This window comes from Ottowia flava (assembly GCF_008017535.1).
In the GTDB taxonomy this organism is placed as follows: Bacteria; Pseudomonadota; Gammaproteobacteria; order Burkholderiales; family Burkholderiaceae_C; genus Ottowia; species Ottowia flava.
On record NZ_VRUA01000002.1, the window covers coordinates 168,785 to 188,186 of the forward strand.

Below are 19,402 nucleotides of genomic sequence, written 5' to 3' on the forward strand. Positions count from 1 at the left end.
CCAGTTGTCCGCAGCCTTGCCCCGCGTCCAGTCTGACTCACGGCGCTATCCAACCAATGCGGAACTGGAAAGCGCCGCCTCTACTGCTTGAATGATCGGTAAAAACCCATCACGCGTTCCACGTACCTCTGCGTTTCAGGATATGGCGGAATCCTGTTGCCGTATTTGGCCACAGCGCCTTCGCCCGCGTTATAGGCTGCGATGGCCAAGGATGGATCGCCACTGTACCGGCGCAAGAGATCTGCGAGGTATCGGCTTCCGACCTGCGCATTTACATGCGGTTCCAGCACGTTGTGGCGGCCAGTGTCCAACGAGTAGCCCGTGACCCCGTAGCGCGCAGCCGTTGCAGGCATGATCTGCATCAACCCCAGCGCCCCCTTGTGGGATACCGCATCCGCATTGAAAGCCGACTCGGCGGCGGCCACGGAGTACAACAAAGCTGGGTCAACCGCGTGCGACTGGGCTGCCGCATCGAGATAGGCCTTTACATCATGGAAGCCCTGCGGAAGTTTTGAAGCGCCACGGACACCCATACCAGAACCTGCTGCTGACCTCGGCGCGACAGAGCCAACCGGCTCCCATGCGGAATAGCGCAGGGGCCATGTCCGATTGATCAAGCGAAGTTCTCTTGCCGCCGATTGCTTGACGATATCTGTAGGTTCAGTGTGAACTGAACCAGAATCATCGCCCAGCGGTGCATTGCCCATGTGCACTACACCATCGCCATCTACGAATTCCCAAGTTTCTCCACCATAGACGGTCGAATGCAAGGCGATGCCCAGCACCAGCAAGCACCCATGGATCGAGATCAGAACGAGATCCAGAGCGCGACACCTCTGCGTTTTCACCAACCAACTGGTTGGATCTGCGCCCCGATCCAAAGGAATGTTAGCCACGACGAATCCACCTATGCCAAAACGGTAGCGTCTTTGCAGCAATCGCCACGTCGCGCTGCTCTCCATGCTCAGGCTCGCCAGCGCGTCGGCGGGCGCGCACGACCCGAGCAGGAACGCCCGCAGCAATCATGCCGTCAGGCACATCGGAGCGCAACACTGCGCCAGCCGCGACCACCGCACCGCGGCCAACGCGAACGCCCTCCAGGACGATCGCCCCTGCACCGATCCAAGCTCCATCTTCGATCACGATCCTTGAGCGTGTAATGCGATTGCGCGCGATGATCTCATCGCCACCGTCGATTTCGTGTCCGGCGGAAAGCAGCTTCGCATGCGCCCCGATCAGGACGTCTGAGCCAATCGTCAACCCCCCTTCGCCTGAGAGGTAAGCGCCAACATTCACGATCGTTCCTGATCCAATGTGAATACCGACGCAAGGAGCGATGTCGACATCTCCCAGCACAAGCCGTGTGTAAGCGTAGAGGCTGACCCGATTGGCCAGGCAAACCACATCGGTCCTACGCCCCCATCGCATCACGGCCACCGATGGGTCAACTCGGCAATCCTCTCCCAGCATATCCACGCCGAGGTGAGAGTCCGTGAAGTCTGGCACCCCGATCAACCCGGACATCGTTTCCTCACGACCTCAGCGCTTGAAGCAGGCGGCGCAAACGCCCTGGCCAACCTTGGGTCTTCAACCACTCCAACTCATCGTGGAGGCGTTGAATTTCAGCATCTTGAGCGGATACCTGCTGCTCGCGCTCAAGCACTTCCGACCTGGCCGTGCGTTCCTGCTCCTTCAGTGACTCGATCGCAGCCACCTTGTTTTCCACCTCCACCCCGAGACGTTCGATCTCAATCTTCGCCTCTGAAAAGGCCTTTTGATGTTCGACAAGTGAATCGTATTCACTCTGGTGGCGCAACGTGAGCGCTTGGAGCGCTTTGCGAAGCCTTAGGATGTCTTCGTCAGCGGACCTGATGCGTGCGGTGGACGCATCAGCCTGTGGTGTAGCCACTGTCATCCACTCGTACACATCGAATTCCGGCCACCCAGAGACCAGCGCCTGGCGGGACGCCTCGTCAAGCTGCTGCCAGGCCCAGACAAATTCGCTCGCCTCAACCGGAAGGTGAAGGCCTTCCCAATGCTCAGAGGCCCAGCCCGTCGTCATCAATAATCTGCCCAAGCTGCTGCGCGTGAAGAAACGCATGTGGGTGCGATCGAGCAGCCCCGTGTCCGCGTACTCAAACATCCCCAAGCGAAGCCCTGCGACAAGCCCCGCATAGGCCACGTTCGGCATCGATATGACCAGTCGCGCCGCTGGCTCTGCCAGGTCCCGCAGCGCGAGCAAGGTAGCAGCGGGATCATGCAGGTGCTCAAGAACGTCACATGCCAGCAATGCCCCGAACGTGCGTCCGTGCAATTGCTCTCGCCAGTCCAACGCGTTCAGGTCGGCTTCAATGATCTCGACACCGCGCGACTTCAAAGCAGCAACCGCGTGCGGATCGTTCTCGACCACGGTCACCGCGTGGCCCCGCTCCATCATCACATTTGTCATCGCACCGGGTCCGGGCCCCAACTCGAGGATCGAGGCACCGGGGGGCACCTGCCTCAGTAACCTCGCAGGCCAGTCCTCGCCATCGGGGTCGAACGCGTAGTTGTACCGTTCGGGTGTGGTCAAATCCTGCCTCCCTGGTCGACGGGGCTGCTGACATGAGAATTGTTTACGCCAAGAGGCGGTGACAACCATTCATGGTCCAACATTACCAAGCCAAATTCCTGACGCGTTCGATTCAGGACCGTGAACGGCTGTATCAACTCGGCCATATCGATGACCTGGAAGCCAGAGTCGTCGAGCACATAGACGCTCCAAAGGTATTTGCCTGAAAGCAAAGCAATCGCTGGAAAACGAACACGTACGATATGCCTGCCTACACCAGATAAGACTTGCTTGTCGGCACGCATCTGCGTGCCAGTCCCGAAAACGTTGTCCTTGTCAGGTCGAACGATAGCCAGCGCGACATGGAATGGATCTGACGTATACGACTCAACCTCGATTTCGACCGACATGTCCTCGAACGATTCGAGTTGCGACATGTTTACGCCCTCGGCAGTCTCTGTCTTCAAGCTCAGGAATTTCACCAGCGGGACACCACCTTGAATGACTTCAGATCCGATATGGGCCGCGCCCTCGCTCTCTGTTGACGGGACCGGAGGCACATCCTGCCGCAAATGGATATATCGGCGCCGCTCGTGCGCCTCGTAGGCTGTCACCACGCCTTCGGTCGGGCCCATCTCCTGGACCAAGCCACCATGGATCCAAGCAGCCCTCTGACAAAGGCTGCGAACTTGATATAGATTGTGCGAGCAAAAAAGAATGGTCGCACCCCGATCCCGCAACGCCAGGATGCGGTCGAGGCTTTTTTTCTGAAAATGCATGTCCCCTACGGACAATGCTTCATCGACAATCAGAATCTGTGGTTCGACCGCCGTAGCACCGGCAAACGCCAAACGCATAAACATACCTGAAGAATAGGTTTTGACCGGGCGCTTAAGCGATTCATCCGATAGCTCTGAAAACGTAACGGCGCTCTCCACGAATGCCGACATGGCATCGCCTTCCAACCCGTGCAAAGCTGCCATGAAACGCATATTGTCATAACCTGACTCCTCTGGGTGAAAGCCTGCGCCCAACTCCAGAAGCGCTGCGATCCGCCCATCGCGCCGGACCTCACCTTTGGTCGGTCGTATGGTCCCCGCAGCAATCTTCAGCAGTGTGCTCTTTCCCGCGCCATTCTCACCAACCAGTCCGAACGTTTCTCCAGGTTGGACCGCAAATTCGACGCCAGTCAGCGCGACATGCATGCGATGGCGCCGCTGACGAAGCACCCATTCCCACAGTCGATCTTGCGGCCGATCATAAACCGCATAGGATTTTTCAACCCCATGAAAACTCAAACCCATGAATCAAAGTGCCTCACCAAGCGCGGACTTCATCGAGCGGAAAAACCACCATCCCCCGATACCCAGAAACACAGTCCAGCCGAAAAGTGCCCACATGGTTCCAGCAGGCACCGCTATACCCAAGATAGCGTTCTGTACCGCCAGCGCCAGACAGGCCACAGGGTTGAACAAAAACCAATTGTGGAATCGCTCCGGCACCTGCGCAAGCGGATACAGAATAGGCGTTAGATAAAACCAGAGTTGCAACCCAAACGCGACAAATGAACCCACATCTCGCCATAGGAAATGCGCCATCGAAAGTAGCAAGGTCAACCCGAGCGTCATGACGACCTGTGAAAGTACCAGTAAAGGGATCCAGACCCAACTAGCTCGCGGCCCAATGCCCTGGGTTACGCATAGCACCAACAGCAACGCATAACCGATTCCCATAGCAAGCAAGCTGCTGCCTACTGATACGGCGGGAAGAATTTCGGCGGGTATCGGTTGCTTGCGCAGGAAGTCTTCGTAGGCCACCAAACTGCCTACACCACGGCCAATTGCATCGACAAAGGGCAGCCAGACAGCCAAGCCCGCCAACAAATGAAGCAGATACCCTTGATCCGCATCGATGCCCGGCACTCTGACGGCCAGAATTTGACCGAAAAGCACGTAAAAAATGGCCAATGTAGCCAGAGGCTGAACAAAGGCCCAGGCAAGCCCCAGCACAGATCCGGCGTAGCGGGTCTTAAATTCCCGCGCCAACCAATAACGCCACAATACCAGCCGCTGGCGCGATCTCGCCCTGAAAGTCACAGCCCTAGTAGGTTGTTGCGTTGCTGCGCGCGACATCTAAACTGTCCTTAGCCAGTTAATCAGACGGTGCAACCCATCGTCAAATGATACTTCTGGCTTCCAACTGAGCTCTTTTCCGGCCAACGAGATATCCAGTATGTTCACAGGTGGATCGAACGGTCGTCCGGGAAGGTTATCGCGCTTGATCTCGTGCCCAAGCACCCGCTCCAAGGCTTCTAGGACCTCATTGACACTGATGCCCTCCCCACTGCCGATATTGAACACGCGAGCTCCCCCTTCATGCGTTGCCGCCGCTGCAAATGCTCTGCCCACATCTTCCGCATATAAGAAGTCACGAATCACTGAACCATCGCCCCATACATCCACTGGCTGCCGGTGCAAGGCCTTGAAAGCGAAGGCCGACACAACCCCTTGTATACCTCTTGGTTGCTGCCACTCTCCATAAGGGTTGCTCAAACGAAGTATGCGAACAGGCAAACCATTCAACGCTTCCTCTACCCTGAAATAATGCTCCGTTGCCAACTTGGTGACCCCATACGCACCCAATGGAACGGTAGGATGTGTCTCTACAATCGGAGTAGCCTGCGGGCGCCCGTATACAGCCCCACCGGACGAAGCGAACAGCACACGCGGTTTTACAGATAGGTCTCTGAGCCCGTCTAAGAGATGTAGGGTACCGATCAGATTGGAGTTAACGTCGCAAATAGGGCTTTCACTGGCGGTTGATGGAACGGTGGACGACGCAAGATGTACCACACAATCCGGATGACCTGTCTTTTCAAGCCACCGCCCGATATCCACATAAGCACAACGCACCTCACCGTGGACCCATGGCAGTGGGTCTGTAATCGACTCGGATTCGCGGTCAACAGACCATACCTCGTGGCCCTCGCTTGACAAGGCGCGCCCAACGTGACGACCCAGAAAGCCCCGCCCACCCAAGATCACGCAGCGCACAGACTCGTCTCTCTGGCGCTTTGGAGCCCTGCCTCAAACGCCACTGCCACATTGCTCCAATGTTGTGTCTTGGCAAAAGCCTCCGCGCGAGCAATTAGCGCCATGCGCCGTTCGTCGTTCTCAAGCAGCTCGCAAACTGCTCGACTCAACGCTTCCGGCGTCGGCTCAGTCAGCACAGCTATCTCTTCTGAGAGGAGCCACTCCACATTCGCTCCTGTATTTGAAACTACCGCGCATCCGCAACCCATCAACTCAAGTGGCAACAGAGAAAGGTTGGTTAACGAGAGCACCAACGCGACATCACATTGTGCATATAGATCCGGCAGCTCGTCCAATCCTACTGTCCCGCAGTCGAGATGCGGAAAAGGAATTCGGTAATCGGCGGTGTTCCACCCCGCCAAAACGAATTCTACCGATGGCAGTGCACGATGAACCGCATCCAGCACCAACAAGCCCAGTTCAAACGCACGGCGGGGCGTTGGCGGCCGTGCATAGAAGAAAACTCGCTTAATATGTGGCTCGCGCCGAGGAAGGGGGCGGTAGCGATCATGCTCGACGCCAAATCCGACAGCGCGTGTCTTCATTCCGTAATCGCGTTCCAACCGTTCTGCTAGCCAGTCACCCGCAGCGATTCCAAAAAAACCAAAATGGTAAGTATTTTCCGCAAAAATATATTCGCTACCCATTGGATAAAAATAGGGTTCAAAATCCTGTGCGAAATAGATTTTTTTGAGTGATGACGGAAATCTTCGAACAAAATAGGCGGTCTGCCACCCCGTCGCCACAGCAAACTCAGCGGCCGGCAAATCCCCACCCTCAATAACCACATCTGCTTTCAGTGGAAAAAAATGGTCAGCGATGTCTCGCCTCGCAGAAACAGCATCCAAGTGAACGGTAGGGCCGACGATTAAAATAGTCGACTGATAGCCCATCGATTCCAGATGAAATATCGTCCGAAATATGTTTAAATGACCACCAGATCCGATACTAAAGTCAGGTATGACCCATAACAGCGACCCGAGCTCCGCTGATCCACGGACGGCCAACGGGGAAGCATTCGACACAAAATCGAAGTGGGCAAAGATATCCGCTCGCGGCCATTGACCAGGCCCAAAACGAACCCGTTGCACAATCATTTTCGCTGTTGATGCAACACCATCACGCCGGATCAAGTCCCGAACTTGGCGGGCGCGATATATGAGAGAGTTCAACATGTATATTTATGCGGCGCCTCTTTGCTGGATCTGCTGATCTCGCGAGACGATCTTCTGAAGCCAATCCGGTAATGACAGATGATTTGTACCCATTAACTGCCCAAGTGTCCGAGCCCCTTCGATGCACACCATGTATATGGTATTTTTGGTCAAGCGCCAGCCGCTCAGGCCAGCCTCCCGAAGCCAAATGTAGTCTCTTCGCCCAAGCATCGCCGCTGAACGAATAGTGGACACTACACCATCTTGAAGGTCGTAACCGAAATAGCGCTTGAATGAGCGGGCCTCGTCAAAGTTCCTCTGAAATGTCTCCCACACGCCAAAGTCATGGGAGTGGAAAACCATCGCCTCCGGAACGAATGCCTTAGTGTAACCGGCTTTAATCGCCTCAAGCGCCCAAGTCTGATCTTCGGCAAACTCAACATCAGGCAGCGGCATTTTTTCCCAAACGGATCGTCTAATGCAAGAATTGTTGCTGGAAAAAAAATGTAGATATTGTCGATATCCAGGATCACTATCGAATCGCTCTCTATCCTCAAGCCGACTAAATGTTAACGTCGAGCCAAATCCTGCAAAATGCTCATCCAGCTCTCGGTGCGTAATGTGTCGCGCGTGCAAATGAGCACGATGTGGACCAAACGCCCCAGCCACTGCCGCATCGGTATTGCATCCGTCGACAAGGCTTACCAACCAGTGATCTGACGCGGGTTTTGCATCCTGCGTCAAAAATACAAGAAACTCTCCTTTCGAATGCTGAGCGAGCAAATTTCGAGTTTTTCCATGGCGAAAGTCTTTCGGCAAAATACTGATGACGCTTGCGCCCCGCGTTGTCGCCAACTCAATCGAACCATCGGTCGAACCTGAGTCAACCACCAATATTTCAAATGGCCACGGAGTTTTCTGAGCGCGTACTGCATCTAGCACCTCACCCAACAACTCGCCGCCGTTCTTGACTGGGATGAGAACCGATGCACAAACCCGGGTCATAGATGATGACCCGCCTGATCCAAACGATTGGATACCGCAGATGCGATTGATCCCGACTTGCCTTTCCCATCAAACTTGCTGTTCTTGGCAGGCGAATTAGCTGGGGGGGACGCCGATGCGGGCGTCCGACTTGGAGGAATCTTAAACAAGGCTTTTATTGCATCGGTATTGATGGCCGCACCGTACTGTTTGGTTAGCTTCTCACTCAGAGATTTATTGGCCTTTTCTCTACAAAACGACAACTGCCGATTGGCTGCCGACGTTTTCACGTCGTCCCACTTCATCAAGTATGATGGTCTCACGTCACCGATCAGGAACAGATACGCAAAGTCACCGTCGCGCACCGGCCCCACTATTTCACCCTTCTTCGCGCCGGCTAACGCTCGCATAATCGCCAGGTCACCAGTCAGGTTTACCCAGCCCAGATCGCCCTGAACCTCCATCTTGTATATCTTCTCTGCGTCCTGGGCTACCTGCTCAAAGCTCTTCGCACTTTTCACCACTTCCTGCGCCTGGTCCATCAACCACCCCATTGCTGAAGAGCCAGCTACTTTTTCAGACGCGGGTAGCATCACGCGTGCGAGGCGAGCGCTAGCCGGGGCGGTGAATGCCTCAGGGTTTTTGTCGTAAAAGCGGCGCGCAGCGACCTCGTCGCTCGGCTTGACGCATGTCTCTGCCAATTGTTGGTAGACGGCATGCGCATAAATGTCGTCGAAGCGCTCCGCCTTTTCCGAGCTACGCACAGGCACCTTGATGCGCTGACCTTCCAGCACAAGCATGCGTGTCATCACCATCTCGCGTAGCGCGTTTTCGGCGCCCCAAAAATTCCTGACCAACGGCTTCAGGTCAACGCGGCGATTGAGGTACGCGCCGAAATCCGCCTCTGTAATGGTTTCGCCGTTTGCCAACGTTGCCAAGGGAGGGGTTTCGGCCACCGCATGCACAGCACAAACACTAAGAACCACACCCGCCAAAACAAATCGGGTATGACCAAACACCGCGTTTAACACCTTCTTCATGGTCTACTTCTTCTCCGAAGCACGTTCCCAGATGGGACCGCGATACAAGTCCGCTCTGTCACCAGCGGAGTTCAGGACGAGAAGGTCGCGCTCCCCATCACCGTTCACATCAATTACCTGCAACTCGGTCGGAAAGCCACTTGTAGCAAGCGTTCGAGTTTCAAGCACATTGCCCGCGCTATCCAAGCGCTGGAGGTATAAGGCGCTGGCAGCCCCCCAAACCACCAAATCATCCGCCAATGGCGCCACTGAAACGGTTCCGGCGGGGTCGCCCTGAAGGTACTGCACGGCACCTGTGTCCATGTCGAGACGAACGTTACGGCCTCCCATCTCTAGCGCCACGTAAACCCACTTGCCACTGGGCGAGGGGCGCGCTTGGCGCGCCACAACGTCGAAATGCATCAACTCCTCCGGTGCGGCCGCCCAGTCTTTGGCGCTGACATACATGAGCTTCTTGCCGTCCAAACAGGCCGCAACTGCACCTTGGCCGCGTCCACCTGGCGCACGATCCACAAGTGCGGGGTGCCATGGGGTGTCGCACCAGGGCACGTTCTTGACGCTGGCATCCTTCGCGCCCAACGTCCACTCCACGATGGAAACCTCACGCCCTTTGTATGGGGTCGCCATAAGAGTCACACGGTTGCTTTCGCGAGACAGCACAACCACATCACGGGGCGCAAAGGGAACGAGCAACTGCGCATGAGGCGTCAGACGCCCTTGATTCACCGAAAAAATGTCCAAGGACTGACCTCGCTCAACAGCAGCAACCGCCCAGTTGTCTGTAAGCCACTTGGCCGAATCCGGGTGGTACTGAACCTGCTTCCGGTCCAGTTCGATGACACGGGTGCTCTCTACCTGGTGCAAAACAGCGTGGCCACTTTCATGCTCGACCAGCACGATTTTGCACCCATCGGCCATGCATCGCGCCTCACCTCCCCACGCCAGGGGTGCCGGGAATGTGACCCGCGCTTCGCCTTGCGAGTTCGGACGCTGCGGCTCATGAAGCGAAACAGGTGCGCCAGACTGACATCCGGACAAAATGGCGAGCATTGCGCCAACAAAAGACATCAACCGGACCCGCGAACCTCTCATGAGCACTCCAACCAACGCCAGAAAAAGACGGAAAACAAAAAAAGCGCCTACCGGCGCTTTTAAGACACTTCGGCAAATCGTTATTCTAACGTAGCCGAAGCGCCAGGTTGTGCTGAAGGCTGGCCCATACAGGCCAACCTCAGGATCTCAACCCATTACCGGATGGTGTGAGCACCCAGAACGGTCTGCACCGCACCGAAGGCAGGCGCGGAGATCACGCTGTACGTAAACACCGAAGTGTTACGAGCGGTAATGTGTGTTCTAGTCACGCCAGAAGGAATGCCACTCACAGCAGCTGCCTTCGGCATCCAGGAAATGAAGCCATCCACGAAGGTGGAAGGACGGCCAGCAATGGTTTCAGGATTGAACCAGTCCAACTCAGCGTGGTCCAGTTGGAAGTTCACCGAACGGCGGTTCTGTGCGTTGTCAAACATGTTGACCGTGTAAGTACCGCGCTGATCACCCGTCGACCAAACCACAATCGCGGTATCGTTGCCGCCCGGAGCGCCATCAACGAAATAACGCATCGCGAAAGTCTGATTGTTAGCCGTGGTCAGCGAAGCTGCACCACCAACGGCGGTAACGCTATCAGGGCCCAGAGTCGTCAGGTTGTTGCCAGCAGGGATTGTCAGCGGACCATCGATGACGGGCGTGAAAGCCACGTCCTTGTTGACGGGATCCACATAGAAGGCGCTACCCGCCAGAATCGGGCCGCTAGCAGCCAGGGTGGCGGCAGCGTCGGCAGTACCACACAGAGGCGGCGCACCTGCACCAGTGGCGGTGGTGCCCACAGCAAACACCAGATAGCCGCGGTAGCCATCCATGCCCGTGCCGGCACGGTCAGCCCACACGAAGGGCTCGTAGTCCTTGGCCGTCATCACAAAACAACCGTCAGCCACGTGGCCAGACTCTTGGTTGTGGAACGTCCAGTAAACCGGAATCGAGCTCTCCGAGTTGTTCATCAGACCGACAGTGGTGGTACCACCATTGGCTTCCTTGATCACGTTCGGCACGACAAACCCGTTGGAGAACGTACCCGACACGTAAGCATGAGCTGTACCAGCCCCCAGCACTGCCGCAGCCGCAACAGCGGTCATTGCAAGTTTTTTCATCTCTAAGGTCCTCAGAAAATTTAAAGAAGCGCCCCACTGAGTGGGTACCACAGCCCATCCGTCACTCCGTTTGGGTTGCAGTCATCTTAATTGGCGCCTAACTGTTAAGCAAGCAAATCTCGACCAACATCTTAGCGCTCGCCTCAGATGTTGCTCCCAAGAGACAATCACTTCGTAGGAAACAAACCACTCTTAGGTGGCGAATGGTACCAGACGCCTTCGATCAGCTTCCATTGGTCTTCGGTACGAAGATCCCTGTCGCGCACCCTCAACAGCGGGAGCGAATACTTCATCGTTACATCGACCATGCCTGTGTCGCCCTCGATGGACTTCACCCCCGTGACGTTAACGCTGCTGTAGGTGATGCCGCCTTTTTTGAGGTAGGCCTCCAGCGATGCGTTGGGCGCCCTTGACTGAGCCTCGTACGCCCAAGCACCAACGTTGTCATTGGCGCGAACGAGACCCCAATACGCCTGGGCACGCTTCAACAACGCCTCAGGGGAGGCGTCTGCCTTGGCCGGCGCCGCAGCCGCAGCGCCCGCGCCGGATGGCGAACTAGCGCAACCCCACAGACCGATAGAAAAAATGCCCAGCGCCGAAGCCAGAGCTGCGCGACGCGCTATAAATTTGATACCGTTCATAGACCAACCTTCGAAATCATAAAAACAGACGTCATCCTCAACGGGGCTCTGATCCGGCGGGAGTGGCAGGGTTCAACGGATCTTGAAGACTGAGGGACCGGATACGCTGACGCATCTCGACACTTGCCGCTCGCACCTGATCATCGTTTTCGAGCGCGCGGGGCGTCAAAAGAACCATCAGCTCGGTGCGGTTCTTGGTGTTGCTGGTCGTCGAGAACAGCGCACCGAGTAGCGGTACATCGCTCAGCAATGGCACGCCAGCACGCCCGCTGGCCTCGTTTTCGCGAATCATCCCCCCCAGCACGATGGTTTCACCTGAGCGCACGGCGACTTTGCTCTGGATTTGACGGGTCATGAACTTACGTTGCTTGGTGACCGTGTCCTGCTCACCGACATCGGTCACGTTCTGCTGGATGGCCAGCGTGATCAGGCCGCCTGAGTTCACCGATGGCGTAACCGACAGCATCACACCGGTGTCTTTGTAGGTGAAGCCGTCCGAGATGACGACGCCGTTGGTGACCGTCGATCCCCCGGAGCTGATCGGCTGTTGGTCCCCCACCTGGATCGTCGCATTGTGGTTGTCGAGCACCAACAGCGAGGGATTTGAAAGGACCTTGACTTGCGACTTTTGCGCCAACGCGTTGATGGTGGCGGTAATGGCCCCGGCATTGTTGACCACCGAGTAGGAAAAGCCCGGGGTTCTCGGCCCAATGCCCACGACATTGCCGTTGCTGTCCAACGAGTTCATGTTGAGCATCGCACGGCCTCGCCGCCCACCGCCCAAACCGTTGTTCAGCGCCCACTCGACGCCGTACTCCAGCGCGCCGGTCAAATTGATCTCGACAATGCTGGCTTCGATCAGCACCTGAGTAGGCGCCTTGTCCAGCTCGCGCAACGCGCGCTCGATCCGGCGGTATTCCGTGCGCGGCGCGCGGATCAGCAACGCGTTGCGGGCTTCGTCAGCAACCACCCGAACATTTCCCTCCAGGTCACTGACGGTCGTTTGCGGGCCTGCGCCAGCGCCGCCCAAACCGCCCCCGACTGCTCCGCCATAGCCCGTCAAACCTCCACCCAGACCGCCTACCGGGCTGGTGTTGGAGGTGCCCAAGGCCGTTCCGCCAATGCCACCGCCCATACCGCCGCCAAGCGAGCCGCCCAAACCAGTCAGGCCGGAGCGCCCGGAAGCTGAGCCGGACGAGCCGAACCGGTTCCCGCCCGTCCCCAACACGCCTCCTCCACCGAACTGGCTGGGCGCAGTGCCGCCGGCCACGCCGGCGCGGCCACCCGACGATCCACCGAACAAGCCGTTCAGCAGCTCCGCCATTCGGACCGCAGAGCCATTCTGGACGGGATAGACAAACAGCCCCGCCTCCAGGCCATCCGTGGGTTGGTCCAGCCGCCGTATCCAGGTTTCCACCTGAGACAACATCTGGCTTCGCGGCGTCACCACCACGAGTGCGTTGAGCCGCTCTACCGGAAACAGGCGAACCAGCCCGGCGAGAGGGCCACCCGCCCCACCGCTTCCCGCTGCGGGCCCCGGCGCTCCTGGGCGCGTCGCACCGGGAGCGCCTCCGCTGGAGGGGCTTGCACCTCCACCAAAAGCGGCAGCACCGGCCGACGCCTGGTCGGGCGCCAGCATGGTCTGCAAGGTTTCGTAGACCACGCCAACGCTGGCGTATTCGAGGGGAAATACCCCTAGCGACATCCCGGAGAGATAGTCCACGTCAAACGCGTCCACCATCTCCAGCCAGCCTTCCAGCTGGATCTTGCTGCCTTGCAAGACAAGCAGATTGCGGACCGTGTCGACGTACACGATGGCCTCTCTTGGGGCCAGCGGGCCGAGGATCTTGGCCATCTCGCCGGCGCCGATGTAGTCCAGCGGCACGATGACCGTGCCGGCACCCACCATGTCCTTCATGCGGGACGCCGACGTCAGCGGGCGGCTGCCCACCGTGGCCGCACGCTTGGTGACGTGGTACACCCCCGCAGCGTCACGCACGATGGCCAAGTCGTGGGGCAACAGCACCGTGTCCAGAACATCCAGCACCTGTTTTCTAGGCAATGGCTTGCGTGTTCTAAGACTGACCACCGCATCACCGCCGGCATCAATGGTGTAGCTCACCTTCAGAAGGTCACCCAGCAACGCCGATGCCAGCGCAGATACCGTCACATTTTCAAAGTTCAGCGATACCCGATCGCCCTGCGTCAGGACAGGGTCTGACTTTGGCGCCAAGGACGGCTTGACCAGTTTGTCTGTACCAGGATATACGCGAGGGCCGATGGCGCTGTCCAGGGCAGGTTTTGCGCCAGTGCCGCCGTCCCGCTGGCTGGATGCCGGTTGCGGGAGCGTGTGCGCCGGCGAAACCTCGGCGGCCTGCGGCACTTCCTGGCCCAGCGACGTGGTGCGATCCACGGACGCGCATCCGGCCGCAAGGACCGAAAGCATGATCAGTGATGGTCGAAAAAGCGACATTGCGATCATCTATATATAGGTTTTAAGTTCTCGCCGATGAGCCGGGTACTGCACCAGGCGCAGAAGCTGCTCCAGACGGGCTGGCGGACGGATTCAAGGGCCTGACTGGATGCAGTCCACCCGACCCCGGGGGGGGCGCGGTCACCGCTGGCGCAGGGACGGCGCCAGCTGCCGGCCGCCGCTGCCCCATGGCACTGCCACTGGGAGCTGACCTGCCCCTGACCGCATCTTTCTGCCCGGGTTGCACAACCGGCGCCGCGTTGGTGCGCTCAAGCGCACGCTCTATCCGCTCTCCGGTGGTCGATACCAGCACGGCTACCAGCCCATCAAAAGACTCCAGCCGCCATTCACCCTCCGGCTGCGCAGAATCCAGCTTCAATACAGTCCGGTCAGGTCGTTGAAGCAAAGCAACCCGCTGCCCGCCGGACTCCAAAACGGCCATCAGGCGCAATTGCGCCATTTCAGATTCAGGCGCAGAGCGCTCCGCCGAAGCCTCTCCGGCCTCCACCGGCGCTCGCGTCGACCAGAACAATGGACTTTGCAGCGCATGCTTGGCTAGTGCATTCGGACTGGCCTGGACCGCCACAATTTCAGGCAGGGTCGGCTTGACAGGCGCTGGCGGCTGCCAGCCGGTTCGGCCGACCCACCAGCCAACGACCCCTACGGCAACGGCCGCCGCGCCTACCACCAGCAACACTGTGCCTGCGCGCCTCATGGCTTCGCCTCCTCCACAGCCTGAGCGATGGGCGCATCCAGCTGCAGGGTCAGCCGTGCCCGGTGCGCCGCCTTGTTGGATGCTTGCCCTTCGCGCTGAATGTTGAGCGAATGCACCAGGTAGGGCGGGCGCTCCGCCTGCAGCGCCTGCCCCAATTGAACCAGTTGCGCCCATTCCCCGGCCACCGTGGCGCTGACGCGCACCTTGGGGAGCTTTTGCTCTGACTCAGCCGGCACCGTCGCTGCCTGCGAAGAAACCAGGGTCGCGCCGCTGGCAACGACCAGCTCGCGCAGACTCTGCAGGACAGCGTTTTGACCCTCGCTACCGCCCTTGTGCAACCAGGGTCCGACAGCCGCCCGCGCTTGACTGAGTCGCGTATCAATATCTGCACTTGCCGCGAGAATGCCATCCAGACGGGAAATCCGGGACTCCAGTTGCTCTTGCGCGGTGCTGTACCGCGACCAGTTGACCCAGTACAGCCAGCCCAGCACAAATACCACAAGAAGGAGGCATGCGGCCACAGCCCACACTGCCCGCTTTGTCCAAGGGTGCAATGCGTGGGTATCCGATGAGCCGCGCTGATGTCGATTGCGTGAAATCATTTCGCGGGGGCTCCGCTCTCGGCATCACGCCAAGTGAACTCGAACGAGAATCGCTCCCGGCTTTGGCCTTCGTCTCGAACCGTCGGGGCTGTCGTGCGCAGTTCCGCGAACTCAGGCACCTTGGACAGTTGGGTCATCAAATCCGTGGCGTTGCTGGCCAAACCCATCATGCGTACCTGCCGGTCACTCGCCTCCAGACGGTCCAACCAAGCGTCCTCTGGAAGTTTTTCGGCGAGGCGATTGAGCGCCGACGCCACAGGCAAGCTCAGTTGGCGCTCGGCCGTCAGCGCGTCCGACAGCTTGGCCAATTGATGCAATTCGTCCAACTTTTTCCGAACCGGCGCCGCCATCGGCTCGACGGTGGTCATGTGCGTCATGCTCCGGACGACCGCCTGGCGCTTCAAAAGCAAGGGCACGGACAAAGGAATCATCAAGGCCAATGCCACCAAAACCAGGCCGCCGATCGCCAAGCCGTCCAACCTGCGCTGCTGGCGACGCTGCAGCGCCGTTGCTGCGCCCCGCGCCAGCAACGCCTGCTCATCGCCTTGTACGAGGTACACAGGCGCATCGTCGGTCAGCTGAACTTGGGCCAGCCCCTGCACCACAACGCGCGCGGGGCAAACACCCCAGACGACACGCCAGCCGCCCAATTCGTCCGGCTGCGCGCGCCAAGCCATCACCACCTGGTCCGGCGGTAATGGCGACACACGCCATAAGGCCTCCGATACCGCGCCTTCCAACGCAGCGGCGCCGACAGCGGGTAGGGTAAATTCACCCCAAAGCACATCCGGCTCGCCAATCAAGAGTGCTTCCGGCACGCCACCTTCTACCCTTGTCCGCCGGTCCCCCGTGATGCGCCAGCGCGCGCCCTGAGGCGTCAATGCCAGTCGGGTGACCTCCGGCCAGAGCCCTCTGGTGCCGAGCCAGCGGCGCAGATCGGTCAACCCCCAGACCAATCCATCCCAGTACGCGCGTGCGCGCGTCAATGCACCTGACGCCGCGCTCATGGGTACCCCACCTCTGGATCTGCCACACGTGTGGCCGGCTCAATGGAACGCGTGGTCCATGCGGTCATTCCGCCTGGACGGGTGCTGAGATCCGCCCACACTTCACGCTGCCACCAGCGACCGGGCTGTGACTGGAAGTACGCCCGAAGGCGAAGCGTCTGGCTGGAAACGTTGGAAGCCGCCGTGAACATGTCCGTCATTAATCCCGGTTGAAGGACGCCCGTACGCATCTCCGGCGGCGTGGCATGGAGGCTTGCGCCGAGACCGGGCTGGCCAGAAATGGCGTCGATCAACGCCGGGGGCGCTGCAGCAAGCACGATTTTTTGCTGCCCATTGATGCCCAAATAGGGCGAAATTATTGCATAGAGCTCTGGCGTCATCCCCAGCACCCCTTTGAGCTCAATGAGGTCGTCCAAGCCCGAATTGCGCGGCCGGATCGGCGAGCCTGCTGCCCGGTACTGCGCGATTTCGGCGCCGCCTACGCCCCCCGGCTCGTCATCAGGGTCGATGAAGTCGTGCACCCGTGAGGCCAGCACCGTCGCCTCCCCCTGGCTTAACCCTCCGACACGGGCAAACAGGGCCTCCAACATGGCAGGGGGCGCGACATTGATGTCCACCAGACCGTCGGTAGGCACCACCTCGACGACCACTTCGGCACCCCCGACCGGCACCAGAAGCCGGCGGTACCCCTTGGCCAACTCCTTATCGGCCGTCAGGGCGCTGAGCACCAGCCCGGTGGCGGATTCCAGCACCGTATCCACGCGCGTGCGCTCCAGTTCCAGCCCCACCCTTTGCGTATAGAAACGCGCGCTTTGAGCGCCCGCCAACACCACCAGGGACAACCCAACAACCATCCACAGCACAAGGATGAGGGCAGCCCCCTTTTGACGACGAGCCTGCCTCATCGCGCCCCCGGCAGGGCAAACATCAGCGCAGGCCAATCGCCTTTGGCGTCACCAATCACCACGCGCACGCGGGCCGGGAAGCGCCCCTGCTCACTCGACCACTGCCTGACCCATTCGCCGCTGACCCCATCCTGGTAATACCACTGGAGACTGCGCACATCGGTGATCAGGTTTTGCCGCAAGGCTTGCCCCCAATCCAAAGCCATGGCCCCGCCATCGAACGGCAAGGCCTCCACCAGCAAATCAATGCCACCATCCGAGTGCCGCAACGGCCCCAGGCGAAACACGTGCAAGCCGCCGGCCTCCCCGCGCTCCGGCAATGGAGCGACCCACATCGCCCCGGCCTCGGTCCCGGCAAAGAAAGGGGTGACCGTGGTCCCCTGCACCATCGAAAGCGGCCGAAGCCCGTCCAGCTTGCGCGTGAGCCATTGCGACACCACCAGCATCTGCTCGGCGCGGTCCATCGTGGCCTGGTTGCGCTCCTCGGTGCGCCCGATCAGGCCAAACGCTGTGAAGACGAGCGCGACCACCAGCGCCGTCACGCCCAGCGCGATCAGCAACTCCAGCAAGGTGAATCCCCTTGCTGGCCGGGCATGCCGCCGGCTCAGGGGGCGGTGCGGTAGAGCTTCCATCCCGTCAACTCGAACAAGGTTCCACCGCCATTGCGACCCACCTGCACAACGACCCGGGCCGCGGGCAAAGGCGGCACGTCCACTGGCGGGCCCATGACGCTGGCTATGGGAACGCTCTCCTGCGCCACCTGAACCCGCCATTGCCAAGGCCCCTGCTGACCCGACTGAAGCGCCTGCAGATCCTCGGCAAACGTGGCGCTGGCCAGCACCGACCGTGCCACCATCGCCGCCTCGACGCGCGCCTCCACGTCCAGTGCGACCTTGGAGCTCTGCCCCACCGTCCGGTACAGCGCAGTGAAGGCCACTGCAGCAATTGCCATGGCGACCAGGGCTTCGAGCAGGGTGAATCCGCGCTGACCACCCATTCTTGGCGGTCGACCATCGCGGCCCCAACGGCTTGCCGGGCTCACGCGCCACCTGTCACCGCAGCAGATTCCACCGTACCCAGCAGCCAGTTCACGCCAAACTGCACGCCCCGGCCAGACCGCATGACCGCCAGTTGACCGCCGCGTGCAAACCCATCTGGGCTGAACACGAAGATCGGCTCAACCCCACTGGCGCCAACGCCCGGCGCACCCTCGACGCGCTGCCAGCGCACCTCCAGGGCGGGCGGAAGCTCCACCAAGGTCACGTCGCCCGCGCTGAGCCGGTGCAATTGGGGCTGGTACGTCACCACCACCGGCTCACCCTTGTCGATGCTGACGGCGCGCGCGTGCTTGAGCTGACTGGTCACATCCCGCACCGCGGCTTGGTAGCGCGCGCGCTCCAGGTACGCCTGCGCACCACCACCAACGACCGCTACCGCGATGGCAGCAACGCCGAGCACCACCAGCAGCTCCAGCAGCGTGAAGCCAGCGGTGCGGCGCTGCAGCGGTCGGGGGCGAGTCATCGGACAATGAGCAAAGGCAGGCGATCAGAATCAGTTGTGGACATCGGCGTTCTCGCCTTCGCCACCTGCCTTGCCGTCACCGCCAAAGCTGAACACGTCCGGCGCACCGTTGCGGCCCGGGAATTTGTATTGGTAAGCACCGCCCCACGGGTCGTTGGGCAGGTCTTTCTTGAGGTAGGGGCCGTTCCAGCCATTGGCGCTGCCCGGCCGTTCAACCAGGCTGCGCAGACCTTCAGCGTCGCTGGGGTAGCGGCCAACGTCCAGTTTGAACAGGTCCAACGACTGCTCCAGCTCCTTGATCTGCACCGCCGCGGTCTTGGACTTGGCGCCGCCCAACTGGTCCAGCACCTTGGGCCCGATCAGGCCGGCCACCAGGGTCAGGATAACCAGCACCACCAGCAATTCGATCAGGGTCATGCCGCGGGCACGGCTGGGGCGTTGCACGCGCGCCGCGCGTGAAAGTTTCAGGGGAAATTGCATTCGGAGAGTCCTTAACTCGTTGACTATCGGGAA

At 59.6% G+C, this 19,402-nt stretch carries 20 protein-coding genes; all 20 read right to left on the reverse strand.

The annotated features are described in order from the left end of the window. Positions 1 to 80: 80 nt before the first annotated feature. The 20 genes from FVQ98_RS02940 to gspG all read right to left on the reverse strand — a co-directional run bounded on the left by FVQ98_RS02940 (position 81) and on the right by gspG (position 19,369). The gene (locus tag FVQ98_RS02940) at positions 81 to 896 is read right to left on the reverse strand and encodes a lytic transglycosylase domain-containing protein (RefSeq protein WP_255507600.1); all 816 of its coding nucleotides are present in this window, start codon (positions 894 to 896) and stop codon (positions 81 to 83) included. Next, positions 889 to 1,524, reverse strand: a complete 636-nt coding sequence (locus tag FVQ98_RS02945; protein WP_147911934.1) for an acyltransferase — start codon at positions 1,522 to 1,524, stop codon at positions 889 to 891. Before FVQ98_RS02945 ends, FVQ98_RS02940 begins: the two co-directional genes overlap by 8 nt. A gap of 7 nt (positions 1,525 to 1,531) precedes the next feature. Next, complete coding sequence (locus FVQ98_RS02950) at positions 1,532 to 2,572, reverse strand: class I SAM-dependent methyltransferase (RefSeq protein WP_147911935.1); 1,041 nt, start codon at positions 2,570 to 2,572, stop codon at positions 1,532 to 1,534. Continuing rightward, positions 2,569 to 3,855: an ABC transporter ATP-binding protein gene (locus FVQ98_RS02955; protein ID WP_147911936.1), complete on the reverse strand. Its 1,287-nt coding sequence runs from the start codon at positions 3,853 to 3,855 to the stop codon at positions 2,569 to 2,571. Before FVQ98_RS02955 ends, FVQ98_RS02950 begins: the two co-directional genes overlap by 4 nt. 3 nt (positions 3,856 to 3,858) lie before the next feature. Continuing rightward, positions 3,859 to 4,683: an ABC transporter permease gene (locus FVQ98_RS02960; protein ID WP_147911937.1), complete on the reverse strand. Its 825-nt coding sequence runs from the start codon at positions 4,681 to 4,683 to the stop codon at positions 3,859 to 3,861. Further along, a complete protein-coding gene (locus tag FVQ98_RS02965; RefSeq protein ID WP_147911938.1) occupies positions 4,684 to 5,604 on the reverse strand; it encodes an NAD-dependent epimerase/dehydratase family protein in 921 nt (306 codons plus the stop codon). Then, complete coding sequence (locus FVQ98_RS02970; protein WP_255507601.1) at positions 5,592 to 6,818, reverse strand: glycosyltransferase family 4 protein; 1,227 nt, start codon at positions 6,816 to 6,818, stop codon at positions 5,592 to 5,594. Before FVQ98_RS02970 ends, FVQ98_RS02965 begins: the two co-directional genes overlap by 13 nt. Positions 6,819 to 6,824: 6 nt before the next feature. Then, positions 6,825 to 7,802, reverse strand: coding sequence for a glycosyltransferase family 2 protein (locus FVQ98_RS02975; protein ID WP_147911939.1), 978 nt, complete (start codon positions 7,800 to 7,802; stop codon positions 6,825 to 6,827). Then, on the reverse strand, positions 7,799 to 8,821 hold the full coding sequence (locus FVQ98_RS02980) for a peptidyl-prolyl cis-trans isomerase (RefSeq protein ID WP_147911940.1): 1,023 nt from the start codon (positions 8,819 to 8,821) through the stop codon (positions 7,799 to 7,801). The genes FVQ98_RS02975 and FVQ98_RS02980 overlap by 4 nt, the downstream gene beginning before the upstream one ends. A 3-nt stretch (positions 8,822 to 8,824) precedes the next feature. Beyond that, complete coding sequence (locus tag FVQ98_RS02985) at positions 8,825 to 9,739, reverse strand: VCBS repeat-containing protein (protein ID WP_147911941.1); 915 nt, start codon at positions 9,737 to 9,739, stop codon at positions 8,825 to 8,827. A 329-nt stretch (positions 9,740 to 10,068) separates the two neighbouring features. Further along, a complete protein-coding gene (locus FVQ98_RS02990) occupies positions 10,069 to 11,025 on the reverse strand; it encodes a hypothetical protein (RefSeq protein WP_147911942.1) in 957 nt (318 codons plus the stop codon). A 167-nt stretch (positions 11,026 to 11,192) separates the two neighbouring features. After that, complete coding sequence (locus FVQ98_RS02995) at positions 11,193 to 11,666, reverse strand: hypothetical protein (protein ID WP_147911943.1); 474 nt, start codon at positions 11,664 to 11,666, stop codon at positions 11,193 to 11,195. A 37-nt stretch (positions 11,667 to 11,703) separates the two neighbouring features. Further along, positions 11,704 to 14,079 carry a type II secretion system secretin GspD gene (gene gspD, locus FVQ98_RS03000; protein ID WP_255507602.1) on the reverse strand — a complete coding sequence of 792 codons (2,376 nt, stop codon included), beginning with the start codon at positions 14,077 to 14,079 and terminating at the stop codon, positions 11,704 to 11,706. A 771-nt stretch (positions 14,080 to 14,850) separates the two neighbouring features. Further along, the gene (gene gspM, locus FVQ98_RS03010; protein ID WP_147911944.1) at positions 14,851 to 15,456 is read right to left on the reverse strand and encodes a type II secretion system protein GspM; all 606 of its coding nucleotides are present in this window, start codon (positions 15,454 to 15,456) and stop codon (positions 14,851 to 14,853) included. Continuing rightward, positions 15,453 to 16,463, reverse strand: coding sequence for a PilN domain-containing protein (locus FVQ98_RS03015; protein WP_147911945.1), 1,011 nt, complete (start codon positions 16,461 to 16,463; stop codon positions 15,453 to 15,455). Before FVQ98_RS03015 ends, gspM begins: the two co-directional genes overlap by 4 nt. Further along, positions 16,460 to 17,296, reverse strand: a complete 837-nt coding sequence (locus FVQ98_RS03020) for a type II secretion system minor pseudopilin (protein ID WP_255507622.1) — start codon at positions 17,294 to 17,296, stop codon at positions 16,460 to 16,462. The genes FVQ98_RS03015 and FVQ98_RS03020 overlap by 4 nt, the downstream gene beginning before the upstream one ends. Before the next feature lie 68 nt (positions 17,297 to 17,364). Beyond that, positions 17,365 to 18,000: a prepilin-type N-terminal cleavage/methylation domain-containing protein gene (locus FVQ98_RS03025; protein WP_147911947.1), complete on the reverse strand. Its 636-nt coding sequence runs from the start codon at positions 17,998 to 18,000 to the stop codon at positions 17,365 to 17,367. Next, entirely contained in the window at positions 17,973 to 18,365 is a 393-nt protein-coding gene (locus FVQ98_RS03030) for a prepilin-type N-terminal cleavage/methylation domain-containing protein (RefSeq protein WP_147911948.1), read from the reverse strand. The genes FVQ98_RS03025 and FVQ98_RS03030 overlap by 28 nt, the downstream gene beginning before the upstream one ends. A gap of 41 nt (positions 18,366 to 18,406) precedes the next feature. Beyond that, a complete protein-coding gene (locus FVQ98_RS03035; RefSeq protein ID WP_147911949.1) occupies positions 18,407 to 18,889 on the reverse strand; it encodes a prepilin-type N-terminal cleavage/methylation domain-containing protein in 483 nt (160 codons plus the stop codon). 30 nt (positions 18,890 to 18,919) lie between these two features. Further along, a complete protein-coding gene (gene gspG, locus FVQ98_RS03040) occupies positions 18,920 to 19,369 on the reverse strand; it encodes a type II secretion system major pseudopilin GspG (protein ID WP_147911950.1) in 450 nt (149 codons plus the stop codon). Positions 19,370 to 19,402 lie beyond the last annotated feature (33 nt).

Coding starts and splice junctions, on each gene's coding strand:
- gspM (WP_147911944.1), bottom strand. CDS start 15,456: ATGATTTCACGCAATCGACATCAGCGCGGCTCATCGGATACCCACGCA.
- FVQ98_RS02995 (WP_147911943.1), bottom strand. CDS start 11,666: ATGAACGGTATCAAATTTATAGCGCGTCGCGCAGCTCTGGCTTCGGCG.
- FVQ98_RS03015 (WP_147911945.1), bottom strand. CDS start 16,463: ATGAGCGCGGCGTCAGGTGCATTGACGCGCGCACGCGCGTACTGGGAT.
- FVQ98_RS02975 (WP_147911939.1), bottom strand. CDS start 7,802: ATGACCCGGGTTTGTGCATCGGTTCTCATCCCAGTCAAGAACGGCGGC.
- FVQ98_RS02985 (WP_147911941.1), bottom strand. CDS start 9,739: ATGGCCGATGGGTGCAAAATCGTGCTGGTCGAGCATGAAAGTGGCCAC.
- FVQ98_RS02970 (WP_255507601.1), bottom strand. CDS start 6,818: ATGTTGAACTCTCTCATATATCGCGCCCGCCAAGTTCGGGACTTGATC.
- FVQ98_RS02980 (WP_147911940.1), bottom strand. CDS start 8,821: ATGAAGAAGGTGTTAAACGCGGTGTTTGGTCATACCCGATTTGTTTTG.
- FVQ98_RS02990 (WP_147911942.1), bottom strand. CDS start 11,025: ATGAAAAAACTTGCAATGACCGCTGTTGCGGCTGCGGCAGTGCTGGGG.
- gspG (WP_147911950.1), bottom strand. CDS start 19,369: ATGCAATTTCCCCTGAAACTTTCACGCGCGGCGCGCGTGCAACGCCCC.
- FVQ98_RS03035 (WP_147911949.1), bottom strand. CDS start 18,889: ATGACTCGCCCCCGACCGCTGCAGCGCCGCACCGCTGGCTTCACGCTG.
- FVQ98_RS03025 (WP_147911947.1), bottom strand. CDS start 18,000: ATGGAAGCTCTACCGCACCGCCCCCTGAGCCGGCGGCATGCCCGGCCA.
- FVQ98_RS02955 (WP_147911936.1), bottom strand. CDS start 3,855: ATGGGTTTGAGTTTTCATGGGGTTGAAAAATCCTATGCGGTTTATGAT.
- FVQ98_RS02945 (WP_147911934.1), bottom strand. CDS start 1,524: ATGTCCGGGTTGATCGGGGTGCCAGACTTCACGGACTCTCACCTCGGC.
- FVQ98_RS03030 (WP_147911948.1), bottom strand. CDS start 18,365: ATGGGTGGTCAGCGCGGATTCACCCTGCTCGAAGCCCTGGTCGCCATG.
- FVQ98_RS02960 (WP_147911937.1), bottom strand. CDS start 4,683: ATGTCGCGCGCAGCAACGCAACAACCTACTAGGGCTGTGACTTTCAGG.